Source organism: Agarivorans sp. 1_MG-2023 (assembly GCF_030548385.1).
Classification (GTDB): Bacteria; Pseudomonadota; Gammaproteobacteria; order Enterobacterales; family Celerinatantimonadaceae; genus Agarivorans.
The window spans coordinates 138928-160465 of sequence record NZ_JAUOSJ010000007.1; the positions used below are offsets into that span (position 1 = coordinate 138928).

At 45.7% G+C, this 21538-nt stretch carries 17 protein-coding genes and 1 pseudogene; 10 read left to right on the forward strand and 8 right to left on the reverse strand.

Annotation, left to right across the window (positions count from 1 at the left end; translation table 11 throughout):
- Nucleotides 1–26 precede the first annotated feature (26 nt).
- Nucleotides 27–7220: a pullulanase-type alpha-1,6-glucosidase gene (pulA, locus tag Q4592_RS12115; protein ID WP_303513304.1), complete on the forward strand. Its 7194-nt coding sequence runs from the start codon at nt 27–29 to the stop codon at nt 7218–7220.
- Between the two features lie 241 nt (nt 7221–7461).
- Here pulA and Q4592_RS12120 read toward each other — a convergent pair.
- Nucleotides 7462–7734, reverse strand: a pseudogene (locus Q4592_RS12120) (DUF6172 family protein); the annotation flags it as partial.
- 358 nt (nt 7735–8092) lie between these two features.
- Nucleotides 8093–9406: an ATP-binding protein gene (locus Q4592_RS12125; RefSeq protein ID WP_303513306.1), complete on the reverse strand. Its 1314-nt coding sequence runs from the start codon at nt 9404–9406 to the stop codon at nt 8093–8095.
- A 598-nt stretch (nt 9407–10004) separates the two neighbouring features.
- Between Q4592_RS12125 and Q4592_RS12130 the strand changes: the two genes are divergently transcribed.
- Both Q4592_RS12130 and Q4592_RS12135 read left to right on the forward strand, forming a co-directional pair.
- Entirely contained in the window at nt 10005–10238 is a 234-nt protein-coding gene (locus Q4592_RS12130) for a helix-turn-helix domain-containing protein (protein WP_248713521.1), read from the forward strand.
- A gap of 97 nt (nt 10239–10335) precedes the next feature.
- Nucleotides 10336–12192, forward strand: coding sequence for a DUF2075 domain-containing protein (locus Q4592_RS12135; RefSeq protein WP_303513310.1), 1857 nt, complete (start codon nt 10336–10338; stop codon nt 12190–12192).
- Between the two features lie 92 nt (nt 12193–12284).
- Here the strand turns inward: Q4592_RS12135 and Q4592_RS12140 are convergent, their stop codons facing one another.
- Nucleotides 12285–13145, reverse strand: coding sequence for a YicC/YloC family endoribonuclease (locus Q4592_RS12140; protein ID WP_303513313.1), 861 nt, complete (start codon nt 13143–13145; stop codon nt 12285–12287).
- A gap of 126 nt (nt 13146–13271) precedes the next feature.
- Here Q4592_RS12140 and rph point away from each other — a divergent pair, with 126 nt between their 5' ends.
- The 3 genes from rph (at nt 13272) to Q4592_RS12155 (ending at nt 15415) form a co-directional block, all read left to right on the forward strand.
- Nucleotides 13272–13988 carry a ribonuclease PH gene (rph, locus tag Q4592_RS12145; protein ID WP_303513315.1) on the forward strand — a complete coding sequence of 239 codons (717 nt, stop codon included), beginning with the start codon at nt 13272–13274 and terminating at the stop codon, nt 13986–13988.
- A 13-nt stretch (nt 13989–14001) separates the two neighbouring features.
- Nucleotides 14002–14646 carry an orotate phosphoribosyltransferase gene (gene pyrE, locus Q4592_RS12150; protein ID WP_303513318.1) on the forward strand — a complete coding sequence of 215 codons (645 nt, stop codon included), beginning with the start codon at nt 14002–14004 and terminating at the stop codon, nt 14644–14646.
- 178 nt (nt 14647–14824) lie between these two features.
- A complete protein-coding gene (locus Q4592_RS12155; protein ID WP_303513319.1) occupies nt 14825–15415 on the forward strand; it encodes a hypothetical protein in 591 nt (196 codons plus the stop codon).
- Between the two features lie 60 nt (nt 15416–15475).
- On the opposite strand, the gene Q4592_RS12160 is transcribed toward Q4592_RS12155, so the two are convergent.
- A complete protein-coding gene (locus Q4592_RS12160) occupies nt 15476–16153 on the reverse strand; it encodes a potassium channel family protein (RefSeq protein WP_137675389.1) in 678 nt (225 codons plus the stop codon).
- Between the two features lie 218 nt (nt 16154–16371).
- On the opposite strand from Q4592_RS12160, the gene Q4592_RS12165 reads away from it, so the two are divergent.
- On the forward strand, nt 16372–16827 hold the full coding sequence (locus tag Q4592_RS12165; protein ID WP_303513323.1) for a hypothetical protein: 456 nt from the start codon (nt 16372–16374) through the stop codon (nt 16825–16827).
- A 65-nt stretch (nt 16828–16892) separates the two neighbouring features.
- On the opposite strand, the gene mscS is transcribed toward Q4592_RS12165, so the two are convergent.
- From mscS to coaBC, 4 genes are all read right to left on the reverse strand, one after another.
- Entirely contained in the window at nt 16893–17723 is an 831-nt protein-coding gene (gene mscS, locus Q4592_RS12170) for a small-conductance mechanosensitive channel MscS (RefSeq protein WP_303513325.1), read from the reverse strand.
- A 137-nt stretch (nt 17724–17860) separates the two neighbouring features.
- Nucleotides 17861–18454, reverse strand: coding sequence for a nucleoid occlusion factor SlmA (gene slmA / locus Q4592_RS12175; RefSeq protein WP_137675392.1), 594 nt, complete (start codon nt 18452–18454; stop codon nt 17861–17863).
- Nucleotides 18455–18505: 51 nt separating this feature from the next.
- On the reverse strand, nt 18506–18961 hold the full coding sequence (dut, locus tag Q4592_RS12180; protein ID WP_137675393.1) for a dUTP diphosphatase: 456 nt from the start codon (nt 18959–18961) through the stop codon (nt 18506–18508).
- 13 nt (nt 18962–18974) lie between these two features.
- Nucleotides 18975–20183, reverse strand: coding sequence for a bifunctional phosphopantothenoylcysteine decarboxylase/phosphopantothenate--cysteine ligase CoaBC (coaBC, locus tag Q4592_RS12185; protein WP_303513327.1), 1209 nt, complete (start codon nt 20181–20183; stop codon nt 18975–18977).
- Between the two features lie 128 nt (nt 20184–20311).
- Between coaBC and radC the strand changes: the two genes are divergently transcribed.
- The 3 genes from radC to rpmG all read left to right on the forward strand — a co-directional run bounded on the left by radC (nt 20312) and on the right by rpmG (nt 21535).
- The gene (gene radC, locus Q4592_RS12190) at nt 20312–20986 is read left to right on the forward strand and encodes a DNA repair protein RadC (protein ID WP_137675395.1); all 675 of its coding nucleotides are present in this window, start codon (nt 20312–20314) and stop codon (nt 20984–20986) included.
- Nucleotides 20987–21119: 133 nt separating this feature from the next.
- A complete protein-coding gene (gene rpmB, locus Q4592_RS12195) occupies nt 21120–21356 on the forward strand; it encodes a 50S ribosomal protein L28 (protein ID WP_137675396.1) in 237 nt (78 codons plus the stop codon).
- A gap of 23 nt (nt 21357–21379) precedes the next feature.
- Nucleotides 21380–21535, forward strand: coding sequence for a 50S ribosomal protein L33 (gene rpmG / locus Q4592_RS12200; RefSeq protein ID WP_343212515.1), 156 nt, complete (start codon nt 21380–21382; stop codon nt 21533–21535).
- Nucleotides 21536–21538: the final 3 nt, after the last annotated feature.

The following is a 21538-nucleotide window of genomic DNA, read 5'->3' on the forward strand; positions in this document are numbered from 1 at the left end:
AATAAACACAACAAGGATATGTTGTAATGATAATACTCAGCGGGTGGGCACGACATTCAGCAGTAATCGCTGGATCGCTCCTATTGACGGCTTGTTATAACGTCGGTGGAGAAGTCGAGGGCCTAAATGGCAACTTAAGCCTACAGTTAAATGAGAAAGATCCCTTGGCCATCACTCAAGATGGTCCTTTTGTCTTTAAAACCAAATTACGCTCAGAGGAAGTATTCACTGTTGCGGTGGTAGATGAGCCGATGACGCAATCTTGTACGGTGACCCCGGAACAAGATGCAATGGCTGAAGAAGACTACATGCAGCTTGTTGTTGCCTGTGTTGACAAGCCTTGGGAACCCCACTTTCCACCGGTTCCGAATCCAAATTTGGATACCACTCCACCAGAAGAGCTTGCGTTAGCAGGCCCTAATCAACTGCGTGTGAACTTTGTGGACCCTTCAGCCAGTACCCGAGAAGATGCTGCAGCAGATTACTCAAGCTGGTCATTGCACCTTTGGAACAATGCTTCCTGTGATGCGATTGCGGAATCTGCTCTAAACGCCGAGTGGGCTGACCAATCTTTGGTACCTGCAGGCTTTGACCAATACGGTCCTTATTGGGAAGTTGAGCTAACCAAAGAAACCGGTTGTGCCAACCTGATCCTTCGTGACGGCACCTTATCAAAGCTTATCGATGCTGACTTAGCGATTTCACTTGATGAATTCAGCGATAGAACCGTGAGTGTAATTCAAGGCAATACTCAGGTTTTCGATAGTCGACTTGAAGCTTGGAATACCAATCCTCCGGGTTTGGGCATTATCAATGCGTCGGCACATTTAGTTGATGCCAATACCTTGGTATGGTCAGATGCCATTGCCGCTGACTATGTACGCTTGTACTCGTCTGCAGATGGTAGTTTTACCGTAAATGGCGATAGTACCGTAGATGGCGCTTACCAAATGGTGATGCTAGAGCCTGGTCAGGTAAGTGACGCAGCGCAAGCCGCCTTTCCTCACTTAGACTTTAGTTCGGCCTATCAACTGCCAGATGACATTGACCTAAAAAGCTTGTTGAAAGGCGAAGTAGTAGCCATGGCGCTTACCGCCGAAGGCTATGTTTATAAAACCACTGAAGTGCAGTTTGCCGGAGCGCTAGATAGCTTATATACCGCAGCGAATGATGATGCAGTTCAGCTGGGTGTAAGCCCTAGTCAAAAAGGTTACCAATTCCAACTTTGGGCGCCTACAGCTCAATCGGTAACGCTGCAAACCTACAACAAACGTAAAAAAGCCAAACGTGCTTACTCTATGAAGTGGCAAGCAGAGTTAGGTACGTGGTTAGTTGATACGCGAGTTAAACACGGCCAGTATTATCGCTATGTGGTAGAGGTTTATCACCCAGCTTCTGGTGAAGTAGAAACACTGGAGGTGACCGACCCTTACTCGCTAAGTTTGGCCACCAACTCATTGTATTCACAAGTTGTTGATTTAGATCACCGTAAAACCAAACCAGCTGGTTGGGATGGCCACGTTGTGCCTGAGCTGCCGATGACCAGCATGAGCATTTACGAAGCCCACGTACGTGACTTTAGTGCGCATGATGTATCTACCAGTGAAGAGAATCGTGGTAAATATCTTGCCTTTACCGAGCTAGACAGTGTGCCGATGCAGCATCTAGCAGAGCTGAAACAAGCGGGTTTAACTCACTTGCACCTATTGCCTGCTTTTGACATCGCCACTGTTGAAGAAGACGAGAAACGCCGTGTTGAAATTAGCGACACTGTAGGCAAGTTATGTAGCATTCAGCCAGACAATGCCTTGTGTGGCGTTGAATCTAATGGTGCAGTGATTGCTGATTTGCTGGAAGCGTGTGATCCAACGACCCAATGTGCCGATGACATTGTGGATTCATTACGTTGGTTAGACGGTTTTAACTGGGGTTATGACCCATTCCACTTTGGCGCGCCAGAAGGCAGCTATGCCAGTAACCCAGATGGTTTCACGCGAATTAAAGAATTCCGCGCCATGGTGCAGTCGGTGCACGAGATGGGTCTACGAGTAGCCATGGACGTCGTGTATAACCACACTAATGCGTCTGGCCTAAACGATAAATCGGTGCTTGATAAAGTGGTTCCGGGTTATTACCAGCGCCGTAATGCCATTACCGGAGCGGTAGAAACCTCTACCTGTTGTGATAATACTGCCACTGAACATGCCATGATGGCCAAATTGATGAAAGACACCTTGGTGATTTGGGCAGATGCCTACGGTGTAGATGCCTTCCGCTTTGATCTAATGGGCCACCAACCTTTAGCGGCTATGGAAGAATCTTTAGCAGCCGTTCAAGCGGCAGATTCAGACAACTACTTCTACGGTGAAGGCTGGAATTTTGGTGAAGTACAAAACGATGCCCGTTTTGTTCAAGCCACCCAACTTAACCTAGCGGGTACTGGCATTGGTTCATTTTCAGATAGGATGCGCGACGTGGTTCGTGGCGGCAGCCCATTTGATAGCGCCGAAGCGATTCGCGGTTCTCAAGGTTTGGCCAATGGTTTATTCCACGATCCCAACGAGCTAAATATTAGCGATGAGGCGACCAAGCTAGTATTGCTGCAACATACCGACATTGCACGGGTAGAGCTGGCAGGCTTGTTGTCTAGTTTTAAACTCATTGATGCTAATGACCAAGTGGTATTAGGTAGTGAAGTTGACTACAACGGACAACCAGCCGGTTACACAGCCTCTCCTTTAGAAGCTGTGTCTTACGTGTCTAAGCACGATAACCAAACGCTATGGGACATTAACCAGTACAAATTACCTAGTGGCATGAGCCCTAGCGATCGCGTACGTGCGCAAAGCTTTGCCTTAAGCTTCCCGCTATTAGGCCAAGGTGTACCATTTATTCACATGGGGTCCGACGTTCTTCGCTCTAAGTCTATGGAGCGAGACAGCTATGACTCGGGTGATTGGTACAACAAGGTAGATTTCAGCGCACAAGACAACAACTGGAATGTGGGTTTACCACGCTACAGTAAAGACGGCCTAGATGGTAACTACCCACTAATTGGCCAGATTATCGCTGACCCAACTACCGATGTAGCAGCTGGGGATATTGCCCAAGCTAAAGCGGTATTTAACGAGTACTTAGCACTGCGTAACTCAACGCCATTAATTGGTTTGGGCAGCGCAGACGCGATTAATACTCGTGTTGATTACCACAACATGGGTAGCGCTCAAACCCCAGGTCTAATCCTTATGTCGGTGAATGACGGTGCCGGCCTTGAAGATCTTGATGCTAACTACGACGCTATCTTAATTGCCTTTAACGCAGGCGCAGAAGTGCTTGGCTTTGATACTGGCATTGCCGGTTTAGAGTTACACCCAGCTCAGGCGCAGTCTGTTGATTCTATACTGGCCTCTGCAAGTGTTAACGGCACCGCGATTAACGTACCAGCCTACAGCACCGTAGTATTTGTTCTCCCTCAGGGTGAAGAGCAAGGTGCAGGTATTCCGGTTGTTGGCAAGTATGACCCCGCGCAGCCTACATTTGGTGACACCGTGGTGTACCTACGTGGTGGCATGAATGCTTGGTCTACCGATAACCCACTAGAGTACTTCTACGACGGTGAATATCGTGCCTTGGTTGATTTGGTGGCAGGCAGCTACGAGTTCAAATTTGCTGATGCAGATTGGGGCGCACAAGGGGTTAACTACGGCGGTAACAGTGCTGCCGTTGCCCAAGGCTCGTTGCCGATTGTGACTGGAGCTGACAATCTAAGTGTGACCATTGCAGAAGATGGCCAATACTTAATCAGCTTTGCCATCGACATTGCTGACCCTAGCATCTTAACCGTAGGCATTACTGCCCAGCTTGAAGAAGCGCCCTATGGCGATACAACGGTATTACTGCGTGGTGATATGAACGGTTGGGACGAAAGCCTACCGTTTGCTTACAACGGCAGCGGTATCTACAGCCAAACCGTAAATCTAGCTGCGGGTGACTATGGCTTTAAATTAGCTAGTGCTGATTGGAGCACAGTTAATTTGGGCGGTGGTCTGGCCTTGGTGGCTGGTGGCGAAAGTGTAACGCTGCAATCGGGTAGCAACGACAACCTAAGCTTAAGCGTAGCTACATCATCAGACTATACCTTAACCTTAAATGCAGCCGACACTGCAGCACCTACATTGGCGGTTAGCTTTGCCGATGCTGGCGCGGTATGTAGCGAGTTAGCTACAGTAGGCGAAGCAGGTCCACTTGCCGAAGCCTTAGCCATTCGTGGTGAAAACTCAGATTGGGCTTGGGACGCGGCCTATGCCTTTAGTCATAAAGGTAATGGTCTTTATCAGGCGGTGGCTGACTTTAGCGGCACCTTCATGTTCAAGCTGGCCAGCGACGATTGGGGCACCCAGTATTTTGTGGTGGAAGACGACAGCTTGATTGAGCTTGAAACCGATGTTGAGTACGTTGCAGTAAGTGGTGACGCTGGTTTAAGCAATAACAGCATTACGCTTAGCGAAGGCCGTTATGCCTTTAACCTAGATGTATCGGGTGACCAATCTACTTTAAATGTGTGTGAAATTGGCACGGTTAAAACCGAGATTCCAGAGCCTGTAGTAGCCGACGGAAAAGCGGTGATTAGCTTTGTTGATGCCGAGTCGCCAGTGGCAGACCCAGACATCAAATATGCCAGTTGGTCACTGTACATTTGGAATGATGCAAGCTGTAGCGCAGCGGATCCAAGCGTGACACTAGACTGGGCCGATCAAAGCATCGCACCCGCGGGTGTTGATGAATACGGCCCTTACTGGGAAGTAGACCTAGCCACACTAGACGGTTGTTTCAACTACATTATTCGTGATGGCGCGCTAAATAAAGTAGTAGAGGCTGATTTACAACTCAACCTCACTAACTACCCTGAGCGTGCTGTTGCGGTTATTGCCGATGGTCGCGAATATGCTACTCGCCTACTAGCGTTCCAAGGTTATAGCGAAGAGCCAGAGTATGACTATCTTGCTTTCCAATGTGCTGCCGAAGACCAAGCTAAGTTCAACGACTTGCGGATTTACCAAGTAATGACTGAAGCGTTTATCGATGGTGACAGTAATGCAGATTACGGTACTGCATATGGCAGCAGTCATCATAAAGGCGACATACAAGGTGTTATTGATTCCTTAGATTATATTCAATCTCTAGGCATGAATGCGGTTTGGCTAACACCAGTGTTTGAAACGATAGCAGTTGATGGCCAAGAGCACTGGATAGATCGCTTAGATGCAACAGGTTACTTTGCTACTAACTACTTCAATATCGACCCTAAGTTTGGTGATATGCGGTTAGCTAAAACCTTGGTTGATGAAGCTCACGCCCGCGGCATGTATGTATTCTTCGATGGTGTTTTTGGTCATTTTAAATCAAATGCTCAAGATTACGCATCGCCAAACGGCCTAGCAGTTACCGAAACAGGGCCAGCACAAGGTAGCCTTGGCCGCCGGTCTGAGTATCCTGAGGATTTGGCTTTCTTTAAAGAAGTCGCCAAGTTCTGGATTGAAGAGCTAAAAATTGATGGCTGGCGCTTAGACCAAGCTTATCAAGTACCGGTAGGCGCTTGGGGCGAGATCCGCCAAGCGGTAGCTGAAGCTTCGCAAGGTGTAAGCTACCAGATGAATGGCGAAACAGTTAACCCACTGGGTTATATGGTGGCCGAAATCTGGTCGGGCGAAGACCAAATTGCCGAAACAGGCTACGGTACCGATGAGCAACATGGCTTGTGTAGCGCCTTCGACTTCCCAGGTCGCTACCGCGTGGTGCAAAACTTTGCGGCGCAAGAAGATGGCTTCTTCTTCACCGATGCCTCTACGCTTGCGGGTATATTTGATACCCATGCAGTATACCCAGAGCACGCCATCCCTAACTTAATGATTACCAATCATGATGTGGTTCGCTTTGGCGACCTATTGCAGCGTGCTGGTATCGCCGAGCCTAGTGATGCGGAGTACTGGCAACGCCATAAAGCCGCTTACGCCTTCTTAGCTGCTTACACCGGCCCTATTACCTTGTACTACGGTGATGAGATTGGTGATGAAGTGGCTAACTTTGCTGAAAGGTTAGATTGTGCGAGTGATGGCGGCGTTGGAGCAATTGCCGGTTTGTGTGATGACCACGTATCACGCTCTAGCGGAAAAATTGAAGGCTTAGCCAGCGAGCAAGGTGGTGAAGTATTTACCGCCAATGCCCAGCAAGCCGAACTTCGTAACTACATTGCTGAACTTATGCAGCTTCGCGCAAGCTATCCTGCGCTTAGCCAAGGTGAACGCCTCAGTGTATTGAGCATCGGTGAGTTATACGCTGATGTGAAGAGCTTCGGTGGGCAGCAAGTTCTCTATATGGCCAACATGACCGCAAATACTCAGTTGGCAATATTGCCACCGGAGTTTATGGGGCTAGGTAACCACAATACCTTCCAAGACCTGCAGAGTGAAGCTCAATACGCGTTTGCAGCTGGCATTGTTGAGATAGAGCTCGCACCGTTCGAAGCCAAGTTCTTATTGGTAGGCGGTGAAGAACCTACTCAGCCTTACAGCGAAACCGTATACCTACGTGGCGATCTAAATGGCTGGGATACTAGTCTAGCTTTTGAATTTAAAGGTGCAGATACCTACGATGTAAGTGTCACCTTCCCTGCGGGAACCACTGAGTTCAAAGTGGCCGACGCTACTTGGGCTAATTTAAACTTTGGTGCAGGTGTAGATGGTGGAGAGTTTGATGCCTCAAGTTTTAAAACACTTGCTTCTGGCGGTGGCAACTTAAGCATTACTCTCGAAGAGGCAACTCCGCTTAGAATAGCACTCCAAGCTGATGACCCGGAAAATCCAGTACTTATTGTTGCTGCTGATGAGGAGTTTTCTCCATATGGTTATACGGCGGTCTACCTGCGTGGTGACATGAATGGCTGGGCCGCCGGCCCAGATAGCCAAATGCTTTATCACGGTAGCGGTAAATACGAGATTACTGTTCAATTAGACGCGCAAACTTACTTGTTCAAGTTAGCCGATCCAGATTGGACTAACATTAACCTCGGTGGCGGTACAGAAACGCTGGTAAACCCAGACTTACCGCTGCAACTGTTCGACGGTGGAGCAAACTTAAGCTTTACCCCAGCTGCTGCAGGTAGCTATGACTTTGTGTTAGATGCCTCCGACTCAGCGGCAATAAGCCTAACGGTGCGTTAGTACTTAACATTTAAGATCTAAAAAGCCGCTGTTAAAGCGGCTTTTTTATTTGCACCAACCGGGGTTGGTATCGGCTTGTTTGTTCAGCTTGCAGTACAAGCGCTAACAATAGCAGTACTGTTTTCTAGTAAGCCTGGTATTACTCTGCGTCTTTGCTTATCTCTTGCTCTGCGTCAGCAATAATATCGTCTAATTCAGCGCCTTCTTCGTCCATTACTTCTTCAGAAGCCGGTCGCTCTGGGCGGTTTGCAGGCTTTGCCATTATCTCTAAGTAGAAAGACGGTAGCTGTTGTTGCTCGGCTTTATCCATAGACGCGTTAATTTGTGAAACATGAATTTCTTCAGCTTCTTCTTGAGTAGGACCGTACTTACAGTCAAAGGCCCAAAAGTCGGCACCCGCAGGTAAGGTTTTGTTCTTCTCGCGGCGAATATATTTTTTAGCATCATACTTAGCGGCTTCAACAATGCGCGCCAAATTAAGCTTGGGATGAGTAAGCGGGTAAGTCTTTTTCATAATAATCCTAGAAAACTGCCGAAAGTAGCAAAGGGAGGCACACTGTAATGATTCTAGGCTATAGAGCAAGGATTAATCGAGATTGTTTGCAAAAGCACAGCATAGCCGAGGTGGAAAGTAACAAAGCCTCTTTGAGTATGAGGCATTGAGACTATGGTTATGATTAGCTTATTCGAGGTGTTGGAACAGCTCATTGAGGAGTGTTCTAGACCTAAAAACTCAATAAGTGACCGAAAAGAAACCGTTCAAAAATGTTTGCTTACTACTTGCTTACGGATTTTACTAAATCCTCAAGGTCTGCAGATTGTTACCCATAAAGTAACCTTGTGTAGACCTAGAGATTATGGGCAAAGCGCTTTTACCATCTCTGTGGTAAATAATGGGTGAAATACAAAGGCATCACGATATTGGTTTGCTCTAATGCCGATGAGCCTTGTGTACCAGTTAATTTAAAGGTTTTACTTGGTGTACATTTTTCAATGTAAGATGCCAGCGATTTTGCTCTTGTACGTTTGCCACTTTTTACTTCAACAGGGACGACACCTCCTCCACCTATTGCCAAAATAAACTCGATTTCGGCGCGGGCGTCATTCCATGAATAACTTGGGTCAACGCCAATGGCAGTGAGTTCTTGTTGCACAAAGTTTTCTGCTACATATCCTTTGTATTCATAGTTTTGTTGCTTAATCTCTTTATAGCTACTGCCCAGCATATGATTGAGTAGGCCCACATCAAACATAAATAGTTTAACCATATTCTCCTTTTTATAGGCCGCCAGAGGTGATTTCGGCAATCCTTCAATAGGATAGTTTGGTAAGGCTAAGCGGCAACAGTTAAGACAATGGATCGCGGTTTCAAAATCACTATAGCGAGATTTACGCTCATGCACATTTTTAAATTTAAAGCGTTTAACGGACTCATCGCTTACAAGTGATAGCTGCGCAGGAATGCTATTAAACACCGACTCAATCAGTGCTGCATTTACCTTGCCCGCATACTTACCAAAGTCGCGCCGATAACCTTCAACTAAATCAGCATGAATTTTTGTGACTTTTTCAACACGCTCTAAAACGCTTGAGTCTTTAAACTGATACCAAGTAGAAACGGCTTCCGGCATACCACCCGTAAAAAAGTAGTCTGTTAGTTTATCCATCAATTTGGTGTGCACTGCCGGTGTGCTTGCTTGGCTGTCAAACGCTTTGATCAGTGCTTGCTCGCTTGATGCGTAAATAAACTCTTGAAAGGTCAGTGGTCGTAAATTGTATTGCTCTACCTTGCCAACGGGGAAGGTATTGAGCAAGCCAATATTCGAACCGCTGGCCGCGACAAAATAGGAAGGCGCTTTTTCAGCAAAATACTTTAGGGAGGTAACGGCATGTTCACATTCACCAATTTCATCTAATATCAGCAGATCGGTTTCTGGGTTGAACGCCTGATTGGTCAAAAGCTCAATGTTCATTAGTAGCTCGTCAGGCGACAGTGAGCCATCGAACGCTTCTTTGTAGGCGGGATTTTCAAGAAAGTCGATACGAAGGATGTTAGCAAAGCTGTTACCAAACAACTCTTGCAGCAGATACGTTTTACCCGTTTGTCTTGCGCCATCGATCAATAATGGCTTGCGTACAGCTTGGTTTTTCCATGCAATTAGAGCTTTGAGTAAGTTGCGCTGCATTGTCATTCCTGCCAAGAAAAATGGTTAACAACCTATACCATAACTTATTTCACATTTTTACGCGCATAAAAATGTAAATGTTGACACTTTTGTGCGCATAAAAGCGTTGTTTTGTTCTGGCCGAGTATAAAGCAGCCCTTCAATAACTCTCTTTCTTCTTGCAGATACCAGCTTGTTGAGCAAGGCTTTCCCATTTTGAAGCAGCCTTTAACAACCTTTGGTGGATAGCGTGTGGTCAAGTAGAGGTAAACGCCATCGCGTTTGAATATTTTCGATAGGAGTTAGCCAAACTCGCGGCGAAGATATTTATTAGCATCATACTTAGCGGCTTCAACAATGCGCGCCAATTTAAGCTAGGGGTGAGTAAGCGGGTAAGCCTTTTTTATAGTAATCCTAGGCAACTGCCGAGTGCAGCAAAGGAAGACACTCTTTAATGCTTCTAGGCTATAGAGCAAGGTTTATCTCGAAGTATGCTGTGAGCCAGACAATAAAGGTGTAAAGCACCTTCGAATCACTGCGCTATGTGACTTATAGTCCGTGGACGTAAAAGCTACAGGTGGTGATTATGTTGTTCTCTATAGTTCAACGAGTTACCAGCGTGAACACATCAATTCTTACCTCTTTTGGTGCGCATGTACGCCAGATTCGCCTAGATATAGGTATCAGCCAAGAAGAGCTTTCTGCAACTAGCGGCCTAGACCGTACCTATATCAGCGGCATAGAGCGTGGGGTTCGTAACCTTAGTTTACTCAACATCTTTAAACTGGCTGACGCACTTAAGGTGACGCCAGCATCACTACTAGCATTTGAATTAAAGACTAATGATGAGTAGCTGCCGCGCATTTTATAGCGCTGAGCTGGCTGATTTTATGTCTGCTAGTAATAACAGCATCATTGGCGAGCTTACTGCAAACCATACGCAACAGCTGGTGCACGAACAAACAGGAGCTTGGCTGTCTCAAGTCGAGCTGTTACAACAAGAATTTAAGATGCTCACTGAACCTGCAGGGCACATCTTTTTTGAGTTTATGATCCCGCGCATGGGCAAACGCGCAGATGTCGTTTTGTGTTACCGAGGTGTGGTGTTTGCGTTGGAATTTAAGGTTGGCGCCTTAAAGTATCAGCAAGCTGATATGCGTCAAGCACATAGCTATGCACTTGATCTGAAGAATTTTCATCGCGGCAGTCATAACAAGCCAGTCATCCCGATCCTTATCTCTACGCATTCAAGTAATAGCTCAAACCAGTTGGCTCTTGCGGCTGACCACGTAGCTAAACCGTTGTTAACTAATGGTGATGGTCTTGCTGCATTGGTTGATGATATTGCACAACAATGTAATGCCCCTATCTTTAATGCTCGCGATTGGGCTGATAGTGGCTACCTGCCAACACCGACAATAATCGAAGCAGCGCAGGCATTGTATGCTCAACATGCCGTTGAGGATATTGCAAAAACGGAAGCTGATGTAACCAATCTTGGTGTAACAAGCGACAAACTATTAGAGGTTATCCACGAGGCAAGACTCAACAAGCACAAGGTAATCTGTTTTGTTACTGGAGTTCCCGGTGCAGGTAAAACCTTGGTCGGATTGAATATCGCGAATAAGCATTCTTGGCCAGAGAATGACGAGTATGCTGTATTCCTCAGTGGTAATGGGCCACTGGTTACGGTTTTACAAGAGGCACTTACCATCGATAAAGTCAGTAGCAGCGGGGAAACTAAAGCCAGTGCTCGCAGGCAAACCTCGCAGTTTATTCAAAATATACATAGATTTAGAGACGAAGCTCTTGATGGCAGCAAGCCGCCTGAGCAGGTCGTTATTTTTGATGAAGCGCAAAGGGCTTGGAATGCGGAGCAAGCATCAAAGTTTATGAAATCAAAGCGCAAGCTAGATGATTTTGATGAGTCAGAACCAGAATTTCTTATTGAGGTTATGGATCGCCATGATGACTGGGCGGTTATCATTGCCTTGATTGGTGGTGGGCAAGAAATCAATACCGGCGAAGCAGGACTCGGTGGTTGGCTTGAAGCCTTAAAGAATAGGTTTAGTCATTGGCATGTGTATTGTTCAGAGCAATTACTATCAGGTGAATACATATCTAACGGTGTCTCGCAGGAGAGTTTAGAACAAGTGAAGCAATTACCTAGTTTGCATCTAGCTACCTCAATGCGTTCATTTCGTGCTGAAACATTGTCTAGCTTTGTACATTTTGTAATTGATGGTGAAACTGATAAAGCTGTAGCTATTTCTGAATCACTGCATGAGCAATATCCGCTCTATATTACGCGGGATTTAACGTTGGCAAAGGCATGGTTAAAGAGCAAGTCTCGAGGATTGGAGAGCCGAGGTATGCTTGCTTCTTCAAATGGAATCCGTTTAAAGCCTGATGGGATTTTTGTCAAAAATCGCTTCGACCCTGTGGCATGGTTTCTGAGTCCGCAGGATGATATTCGCTCTTGCCATTTTTTAGAAGACACTGCTACTGAGTTTGATGTTCAAGGGTTAGAGCTAGATTGGTGCTTAGTTGGCTGGGATGCTGATTTTCGCTATAACGGTTCTACCTTTGAACATTGGAAATTTAAAGGTACCAAATGGCAGCAACGTAAAAAGATTGAAGATAAACGTTATCTGGAAAATGCCTACAGGGTGTTATTGACTAGAGCGCGTCAAGGTATGGTTATTTATATACCTGAAGGCAACGATGCGGACCCTACTCGTCCAACTCAGTATTATTCCGATACTTATCAGTACTTGTTAGCTTGTGGTTTTTTAGATTTGAATTGAATCCCTGTGTTGATGAAGCTAGGTTAGAATTAAAAAGGCTAAAAGCATAGCCTTTTCATCCTATTAAGACGGTTACTTAGTGCTTCAAAGTATTATTCTAAGTTTTGAATTTGCTCTCTCATCTGCTCAATTAACACTTTAAGCTCTACCGCGGCTTGAGTGATTTCTGAGTTAATAGACTTAGACGCTAAAGTATTCGCTTCGCGGTTAAACTCTTGCATCATAAAGTCTAAACGTCGGCCACAGGCGCCGCCTTTTTTGATGATTTTTAGGGTTTCTGTTACGTGTGAGTCAAGGCGATCTAATTCTTCGGCGACATCAACTTTTTGTGCCACCATTATCATTTCTAATTCAATGCGTTGCGGCTCTAACTCGTCTTTTACTTCGGCTAGGCGATTGGTCAAACGGTCACGCTGCCATTGCATTACTGCGGGCATTTGTTCGCGCACAAAAGCCACTTGCTCGGTAATTTTATCGAGGCGAGTGGTAATCATGGTGGCAGTGTTTGCCCCTTCGCTGGCGCGGCTTTCGATGAATGCCGTTAGGGCTTCTTGCCAGCCGGCTAATAACTCTTTGCTAATCGCGTCGGCGTCTTGCTCTGGGGTTTCCATTACGCCTGGCCAGCGCAGCACATCTAGCGGGTTAATTTGCCCACCCGCTTGCTGCTGTACCCATTCGGCATTTTTAATCAGTTGCTCAGCTAAAGCTTGGTTGAGTTGCAGCTCGCCGCGGTTGGCTTGGTCTGCTTCAAAACGCAGGTTACATTCAACTTTACCGCGCTGTAGGGCTTTTCTAATTTTGTCACGCAATACCGGCTCTAGGGCGCGAAACTGTTCTGGCATGCGCCAGTAGGTTTCAAGGTAGCGTTGGTTTACGCTGCGAATTTCCCATGTTGCACTGCCCCAATCGCCTTTGATTTGGTGGCGTGCGTAGCCTGTCATGCTGTGAATCATAATTGATAGCCTTTGATAAATTTGCTCGATTATAGCGGCTAATAGGCGCTTAGTCAGTCTAGGCGTGACCAAGTGCGACAAAAGCCTATATAATAGCCGCGAATTTTAAATTACAGGGTTATTACCATGCGTCCGAACGGAAGAGCTGTTGAACAAATGCGTCCAATTACTATTACTCGAAACTACACGGCACATGCTGAAGGTTCGGTTTTGGTCGAATTTGGCGATACCAAAGTGCTATGTAATGCCTCGGTAGACGACGGTGTGCCACGTTTCTTAAAAGGTAAAGGCCAAGGCTGGATTACCGCTGAATATGGCATGTTGCCGCGTTCTACTCACAGCCGCATGGGCCGCGAAGCTGCTCGTGGTAAGCAAAGTGGCCGTACCCAAGAAATCCAACGCTTAATTGGTCGCTCGTTACGCGCAGCTGTTGATTTAGAAGCCTTAGGCGAATACACCATCGTAGTAGATTGTGACGTGATTCAAGCGGATGGCGGTACACGTACAGCGGCTATTACTGGTGCATGTGTTGCCTTGCAAGACGCTATTTGGTGGATGATTGAGCAGAAGAAATTAAAAGTAAGCCCACTCAAGCAGCTTATTGCTGCGGTATCGGTAGGCGTGGTGGGTGGTGAGGTTGTTTGTGACCTTGAGTACACCGAAGATAGCGTAGCTGAAACCGATATGAATGTTGTGATGTGTGAAGACGGCAACATGATTGAAGTACAAGGTACTGCCGAAGGCGCACCATTTAGCCATGAAGAGCTGCTTGAGATGTTAGCCTTTGCCAAAGAAGGTATTAGCCAAATCAATACTGCCCAGCGCGAAGCCCTATCTAAGTAATTGAGAGAGAAAGATGAAAGCTTATCAACGTGAGTTTATTGAATTTGCTTTAGCCAAAGGCGTATTAAAGTTTGGCGAATTTACCTTAAAGTCTGGCCGCACTAGCCCCTACTTTTTTAATGCGGGTTTGTTTAATACAGGCCGTGATTTAAACCGTTTAGGTAAGTTTTACGCGGCGGCTTTGCAAGATTCAAATATTGATTATGACTTGGTATTTGGCCCAGCGTACAAAGGTATTCCTATTGCTACTACCACGGTGGTTGCTTTAGATGAGCACCACGGCAAAGACGTACCTTACTGCTTTAACCGTAAAGAAGCGAAAACTCACGGTGAAGGTGGCAGCTTGGTAGGCTCTGAGTTGGCCGGTAAAATAATGTTGGTTGATGACGTTATTACTGCCGGTACGGCGATTCGTGAATCTATGGACATTATCAATGCCCATAACGCTGAGTTAGCTGGTGTTTTGATTGCCTTAGATCGCCAAGAAAAAGGCAAAGGCGAGTTGTCGGCGATTCAAGAAGTAGAGCGCGACTACAGCGCTACGGTGATCTCTATTGTTAAGTTAGCCGATTTAATCACCTACTTAGAAGAGCAAGGCGATAATCAAACCGCACTGGCTGCGGTAAGCGCTTACCGAGAGCAATACGGTATTGCGTAGTATTTATAATATCTAACACCAAGGCGGCTTTTAAAGCCGCCTTTTTTTGGCCAAAATGCGGTAATTATCACCCGCTATATTGATGCTTTTGTTTTTAATAGATAGAGTAGCGAGGCTTAGGGTTAATAACCCTGTATTTTCGGAAATTGCATGTAATTCAGAGAACTAAGGAAGTCTCATGTCTGTTGAACTCAATGCCACAAAAACTCAAATCTCACTGCTCGTTTCAAACGCCTTAACCGCCATTAAAAACCGCAGCACCGACTCTCAGTGGGAGCAAAAAGTAAAAACGGCTGCTGATAAGCTTGCCCACTTAAGCAAAACAATTAAAAGCTCAAAGAGCAATGCGCTTTTTTTTGGTAAAGCTCAAGAAAGAGCCGCAGCACCACAGCATCGTTTTAGCGCTAGGCAATCAACTAACAGTAAAGTTGCCAATATGAATGGCTTAGAAGACGCGGTTAATAGTGCGATGAAAAAGATAGGTAAACAGCTTAAGGATGAATCGATTAAGTCGCCTTTTAAAGACAAAAAAGCGTATGAGTTAATGGATATGCTGGCCGGTGAAGTCAGTTCTTACGACAAACTACTTAGCTCCTTAGATAGCTTGGCGAAAACTGCCGCTAAAACCACGACAACTAGTAACGCAGTGGTGATTCAAAACAACACTATGCTATTAAAAACGCAGGGTGTTAATGGGCCAAGCATACTCATGTTAGCGGCACTGTCGTTACGCGTAGTGGCGATGATGTTGGCCACCAAGCAAAAGTAGTCATGCCGCGAGTGCGAGCTTTAAAGCTGTTCGGCGCAAGCTTAAACAGCTTTGAAGTGCTTATGAGTGCTCGTTTTCTCTGCTTGCCATACGCGCTCCCACTAAACTCGCTACCAGTATAGCCATATAGAATTGACCAAAGATCGCTTCGCTGTAAGTGAAAAATCGACTAATGGGCGTATTAGGAGTGATTTCGCCATATCCTAGGGTGGTTAGTGTAACAAAGCTGAAGTAAATGAAGTCAGTCATTTGGGTGCTCCAGTGCTCGGTGGGCACGCCATTAAAGGCATCGTTAAACCAAAAATTAAGTATGGTATACAAGTGCGCCCAGCCTAGGCCTATCAGTAAAAAGATACAGATAGCCCCAACGATTTTATTGCTGTCGATATTGCCGGTAAACAGCACTTGCTTTAAGGCTGTCCACGTTGTCATCACTAAAAAGCAGAATACGATGCTTAGATACAAGCTCACTAAGCCTTCAGCCTCAAACCAATAGCTAAAAAAGGCCAAGGTAGTACTGGTGAGCAAAAATCCTAAACCAGTTACATACCAAAGTCGTTTGCCTTTGGCTTGCCACACTCCTGCTGCTAGCACTAATACCATGGCGATTTGCAGAAACTTAAAACCATCGCCTTGCCAAAATTGGTCAAGACAAGCCGCCAAAAAAATATAGCCAACAAGCGCAATAGTAAGAAAATAGAAGTTGTTTTTGTCGCTCCATTCTATGAGCTTTTTCATCTTGTTAACCTAATATCAGTGGTTTAAAGAGTAACTTAGCAAATTTATTCCATCGCCGCTTACTAATTAAGTGCTGTATAAAGTTTGTTCTTGCTCGCAACATTAGGGTTTGGCGCTTCATCTGTTTGATGTAAATCAAGCCAACTTGTCTTAAGCAAAACGAAAGTGTTTTGTGGCTCTACTATAGTAAGTATCAAGGCTTAACTAGAGAGCGAAAGATGCGATTTAATCAACTTAATTTATTGCTCGAACATTTTGTAAGTTGCCGTGAGGCGATGCAAGCCATGTATCGACGATTAGAGCTTAATGCTGATTCTGAGCGAGTACGTATGCTGCTCAATTATTTGCAGCATCAAGAGCGAGAAAACGCCGCTCATTTACAAGAGTTTATTAGCCAAGCGAAACCAGAATTACTAGACACCTGGACAGATATTCGCGTAGAGCAAGATGTGTTAGACAAGGTTGCAAAGCTAAGCAAGCCCGCCAATATGAGCAGTGATGATGTGAGTGCGCTGGCGCTAGAGTTAAGTGAACAGTCTTTAAGCTTGTTACGTTTAGCTAAAGACGAGCTCACTATGCTGGGCGCGCGGCAGTTTTTAGCTAACTTGATTGAGCACCAAGAAAAACGCCAGCAGCAAATGGTGCATGCTACTCATCGCTTAGACGATATTTAGCGGCATAATGTAGTAAATAAAAAGCACAGCCTAGGCTGTGCTTTTTATTTGGAGAAGAGTGCCGCTTAGCTGGCTACTTTTTCCAAATGTATATCCATTTGTGGGAACGGAATCTCGATACCTGCATTGTCTAATGCTACTTTGATGTTTTCATTTAAATCAAAGTACACACCCCAGTAATCAGCACTGTTTACCCATGGGCGAACTACTAAGTTTACTGAGCTGTCAGCCAGTTCAGACACACCAATAGTGATGTCTGGATCTTTAAGTACGCGTGAATCTGCTTCACATACTTCACGTAAAATGGCTTTGGTTTTAGCCAAATCGGCGTTATAGCTAACACCAACAACCAAATCTACACGGCGAGTTGGATGAGTAGAGTAATTAACAATATTACCACCCAATACAGAACCGTTTGGTACCACAACTTGCTTGTTATCTGGCGTTTTTAATACCGTAGTAAAAATTTGCACTGAAGCAACAGAACCAGAAGTACCGGCAATTTCTACGTAGTCACCCGCTTTGAATGGGCGGAAACCAATAATTAGCACGCCGGCAGCAAAGTTAGACAGTGAACCTTGTAGTGCCAAACCAACGGCTAAACCAGCGGCACCAATAATGGCAACAAAAGAAGCGGTTTGAATACCAATGCGCGATAGCGCTGCAATGATAACAAAAGCAACAATCACGTATTTCACCATTGAGCCAACAAAATGGCTAATGGTTGAGTCGAGGTTGCGGGCGTTCATTAGTTTTTCTACGCTAGACGCCATTACGCGCGCTACGATCATACCAACAAACAGAACAACAATAGCGGCAGCAATATTAATTGCGTATTGCATTAGCAAGTCTTGGTTGTTTTCCAACCAGCTTGTGCCTTGATTTAGTACGTCCATGTTTTTAGACCTATTAGTGTTAAAAGTTGCTACAAATTTAGCAGCTTTTTGATTACAAACAAGTGTCTAATTTTTTTACAGAAAGCACAAAGTACGCCCAGCATCAGATGCATGGGCGCAATGTTTTGAACGCGGGTTTAACCTTGAATCAACTGTTGCTTCAAAAAGCCCCAGTGAGTATCAAATTGTGCGGTGGGTTCAAGTTTAAATTCACTGCGAACATACTGGCTAATTCGGCCTTCGGTATAAGCCAGCAATAAGGTGGCTAGGCTGTTTTCTTCAATTAAAAAACCTTGGCCTTCGCGCAGGCGGCGTTCGCGCAATACCTGTTTTAGCTGCACTTCTATTTTTTCAAATAAAATACTCACACGAGCGCGTAAACGTTCGTGCTCACCTTGTAGGGCGTCGCCAGTTAAAATACGGCTTAAGCCTGGGTTACGCTCGGCAAACCCGAGTAACAACATAAGAATATGCTGACAACGGTTAAGCGTGTCTTTTTGCTCTTCTTGAATCAGATTAATGCGTGACAATAAAGTTTCTTCTATAAACTCTATTAACCCTTCAAACATGCGTGCTTTGCTTGGAAAGTGGCGATAAAGCGCGGCTTCCGATACACCGACTTCTTTAGCCAAACTGGCTGTGGTGATGCGTTGTCCGTGGCTGGTTTCTAACATGCGCGCAAGCGCCTGCAGAATTTGTTCGCGGCGATTGCTTTTTGGTTTTCCCGCCATTTTTATTGTAATCCTTTTTATTAGTCTATTAGCGTACTACTTGATAACCGTTTATTGGGTGCCCGAATGGCCAAAGCCACCTTCGCCGCGCTGGCTGGCGGTAAAGTCTTCTACTATTTCAAAGCTAGCTTGTACCACGGGTACAAAAACTAACTGGGCGATGCGCTCGCCGGGTTCAATAGTAAAAGTGCTTTGTCCGCGGTTCCAGCAAGACACCATTAATTGTCCTTGGTAATCTGAGTCGATAAGTCCGACGAGGTTACCCAGTACAATACCGTGTTTATGGCCAAGGCCAGAACGCGGTAAAATGGTGGCTGCAAGCGTAGGGTCTGCAATATGAATCGCAAGGCCGGTAGGTATTAGCTCGGTTTGACCGGGGGCTAATGTTACGGCTTGGTCTAGGCAGGCGCGTAAGTCCATGCCGGCCGAGCCTGGCGTTGCATATTCTGGCATTGGAAAGGTAGTGCCAATTCTTTGGTCTAGTATTTTTAGTGCTATTTGGGTCATTTTTTTATTTTGATTATTGTGCAGCGTACTGCTTGGCAACCAGTGCCAGTAATTGTTGTGCCAGTGCCGATTTATCAGCGAGGTCTAATTGCTGATGGCCGGTTGGCCAAAATACCGTTAGGGCATTTTGTTCACTATTAAAACCTTGTTCAGGTTTTGATACGTCATTGGCGGCGATCATATCTAAATTCTTTCGCGCCATTTTATCTTGTGCATAGTGGCTAACATTTTGGGTTTCTGCCGCAAAACCTACCGTGAAAGGTTTTTTGGCTAAACGTGCAATGGTGGCCACAATATCTGGGTTTTTCACCAAACGTAATTGCATCTCGTCGCTTTCATCGGTTTTCTTGATTTTTTGCTCGGCCACGTCAGCAACGCGGTAGTCGGCGACCGCTGCACAGGCGATGAAAATGTCACATTGGGCAGCGTGTTCAAGTGTTGCGTCTAGCATTTCTTGTGCGGTATTGACTGCCACTTTCTCTACGCCCTGTGGCGTAGCAAGATTAACTGGACCAGATACCAAGGTTACACTGGCACCGAGTTGTTTGGCGGCTTCGGCTAAAGCAAAGCCCATTTTACCCGAGCTGTGATTGCTAATGTAGCGCACTGGGTCAATGGCTTCGCGAGTTGGGCCAGCAGTAATCATTACATTGACGCCATTTAGCACTGGAGGTGCTTTGGGAGCAAACATGGCTTGTACGTTCGCCAATAACTGAGCGGGCTCTAGCATTCTCCCTGGGCCTACATCACCACAAGCTTGCTCGCCTTGAGCTGGGCCCCAAATGGGCACGCCGCGTTGCTTGAGAAGGCTTAAATTGGCTTGGGTCGCCATCGCTTGATACATTTGTTGATTCATTGCTGGAGCAATCACAATCGGGGCATCTGTAGCAAGGAGCAATGTACTGACTAAATCGTCGGCTAAACCATGACTAAATTTGGCAATGCTATTTGCCGTGGCGGGCGCCATCAATACTAAATCTGGCCATTTGGCATAGGCTATATGACCCATTGAGGCTTCTTGAGCGGGGTCTACCACTTCTTGCCCCACCGGTTCGCCAGATACCGCTTGCAAGGTTAACGGAGTAATAAAGCTGGTGGCGTGGTTAGTCATTACCACTTTTACTTCTGCGCCCTGCTCTTTTAAGCGACGCACAAGCTCTGGCATTTTATACGCTGCAATACCGCCGGTTATGGCGAGCAGGATCTTCTTTCCCGTTAACATGCTGATACCGAAATATTAATCACCGTTTGATATCGGCAAGCCTATCACAAAACTTAAGATCTCCGCATACACAAGGTGGCAGTTTCGACTACGCTTATTTTTACTGATTCATCTGTTATTACTATTTTATGGCAATAAGTGATTGGCCCGCCGAACAACGTCCTAGAGAAAAGCTATTAAACCAAGGTGCAGAGAGTTTAAGTGATGCTGAATTACTGGCGATTTTTTTGCGCGTAGGGTGTGTGGGATTAGATGCAGTGAGTTTGGCGCAGCATTTACTCACTCAATTTGGCTCCTTAAGAAAAGTATTAGCAGCTGATCAACAGCAGTTTTGTGCCGAACGCGGTATGGGTAGTGCAAAATATGCGCAATTACATGCCAGCATAGAAATGAGTCGGCGGTATTTGTTGGCCGAGATTAGTGAAAATAGTGTGCTGAATACTGCTGAATCGGCAAAAAACTACCTTTCTATGGAATTATCTCACCATCAACGTGAAGTATTTGCGATATTGCTTTTGGATAATCAGCATCGGGTGTTACAATTCGCGCCGCTATTTTTCGGAACGATTGATGCCGCCAGTGTTTATCCACGGGTGGTGGTACAGCGGGTATTAGAAAAAAATGCCGCTGCAGTAATATTTGCCCATAATCATCCCTCGGGTGTGGCCGAACCAAGTTTGGCCGATAAGCAAATAACTACTAAATTAATCAAGGCTTTAGAGCTAATCGATGTTCGAGTTTTAGACCATGTAGTGGTCGGCTGTGGAGAGACTGTGTCTTTCGCCGAGCGCGGTTGGATCTGATCTTTGTTCAATTTTTAGTTGATCTAGGGTTCTATTTCCTGTATAAAATGCGGCCTTTCTGTCGTCCCGGGCGACGGCCTAACGGGGCATGAACAGATGCTCGAGCAGAAGTACATATTTGGAGAAGACTGACATGTCTAGAGTATGCCAAGTTACTGGTAAAAAACCAGCTGTTGGTAACAACGTATCGCACGCAAAAAACCGCACTCGTCGTCGTTTTTTGCCTAATCTACAATCTCACCGTTTTTGGGTAGAGACTGAGAAGCGTTTTGTTAAATTACGCGTATCTACTAAAGGTATGCGCATCATCGACAAGAAAGGTATCGACGCTATTTTAGCTGAGATGCGTGGTCGTGGTGAGAAGGTATAAGGAGCTAAATAATGGCTAAAGGTATTCGCGAGAAAATTCGTTTGAACTCATCAGCTGGCACTGGTCACTTCTACACCACTGATAAGAACAAACGTAACATGCCTGAGAAAATGGAAATCAAAAAATTTGATCCTGTTGTTCGTCAGCACGTTATGTACAAAGAAGGCAAAATCAAATAGATT

Bases quoted from the DNA above. Each gene is read 5' to 3' on its own strand.
- Q4592_RS12160 (WP_137675389.1), bottom strand. From the start codon at position 16,153: ATGAAAAAGCTCATAGAATGGAGCGACAAAAACAACTTCTATTTTCTT.
- pulA (WP_303513304.1), top strand. From the start codon at position 27: ATGATAATACTCAGCGGGTGGGCACGACATTCAGCAGTAATCGCTGGA.
- dut (WP_137675393.1), bottom strand. From the start codon at position 18,961: ATGACCCAAATAGCACTAAAAATACTAGACCAAAGAATTGGCACTACC.
- rpmB (WP_137675396.1), top strand. From the start codon at position 21,120: ATGTCTAGAGTATGCCAAGTTACTGGTAAAAAACCAGCTGTTGGTAAC.
- slmA (WP_137675392.1), bottom strand. From the start codon at position 18,454: ATGGCGGGAAAACCAAAAAGCAATCGCCGCGAACAAATTCTGCAGGCG.
- pyrE (WP_303513318.1), top strand. From the start codon at position 14,002: ATGAAAGCTTATCAACGTGAGTTTATTGAATTTGCTTTAGCCAAAGGC.
- rph (WP_303513315.1), top strand. From the start codon at position 13,272: ATGCGTCCGAACGGAAGAGCTGTTGAACAAATGCGTCCAATTACTATT.
- Q4592_RS12165 (WP_303513323.1), top strand. From the start codon at position 16,372: ATGCGATTTAATCAACTTAATTTATTGCTCGAACATTTTGTAAGTTGC.
- Q4592_RS12125 (WP_303513306.1), bottom strand. From the start codon at position 9,406: ATGCAGCGCAACTTACTCAAAGCTCTAATTGCATGGAAAAACCAAGCT.
- Q4592_RS12140 (WP_303513313.1), bottom strand. From the start codon at position 13,145: ATGATTCACAGCATGACAGGCTACGCACGCCACCAAATCAAAGGCGAT.
- mscS (WP_303513325.1), bottom strand. From the start codon at position 17,723: ATGGACGTACTAAATCAAGGCACAAGCTGGTTGGAAAACAACCAAGAC.
- Q4592_RS12155 (WP_303513319.1), top strand. From the start codon at position 14,825: ATGTCTGTTGAACTCAATGCCACAAAAACTCAAATCTCACTGCTCGTT.
- radC (WP_137675395.1), top strand. From the start codon at position 20,312: ATGGCAATAAGTGATTGGCCCGCCGAACAACGTCCTAGAGAAAAGCTA.
- coaBC (WP_303513327.1), bottom strand. From the start codon at position 20,183: ATGTTAACGGGAAAGAAGATCCTGCTCGCCATAACCGGCGGTATTGCA.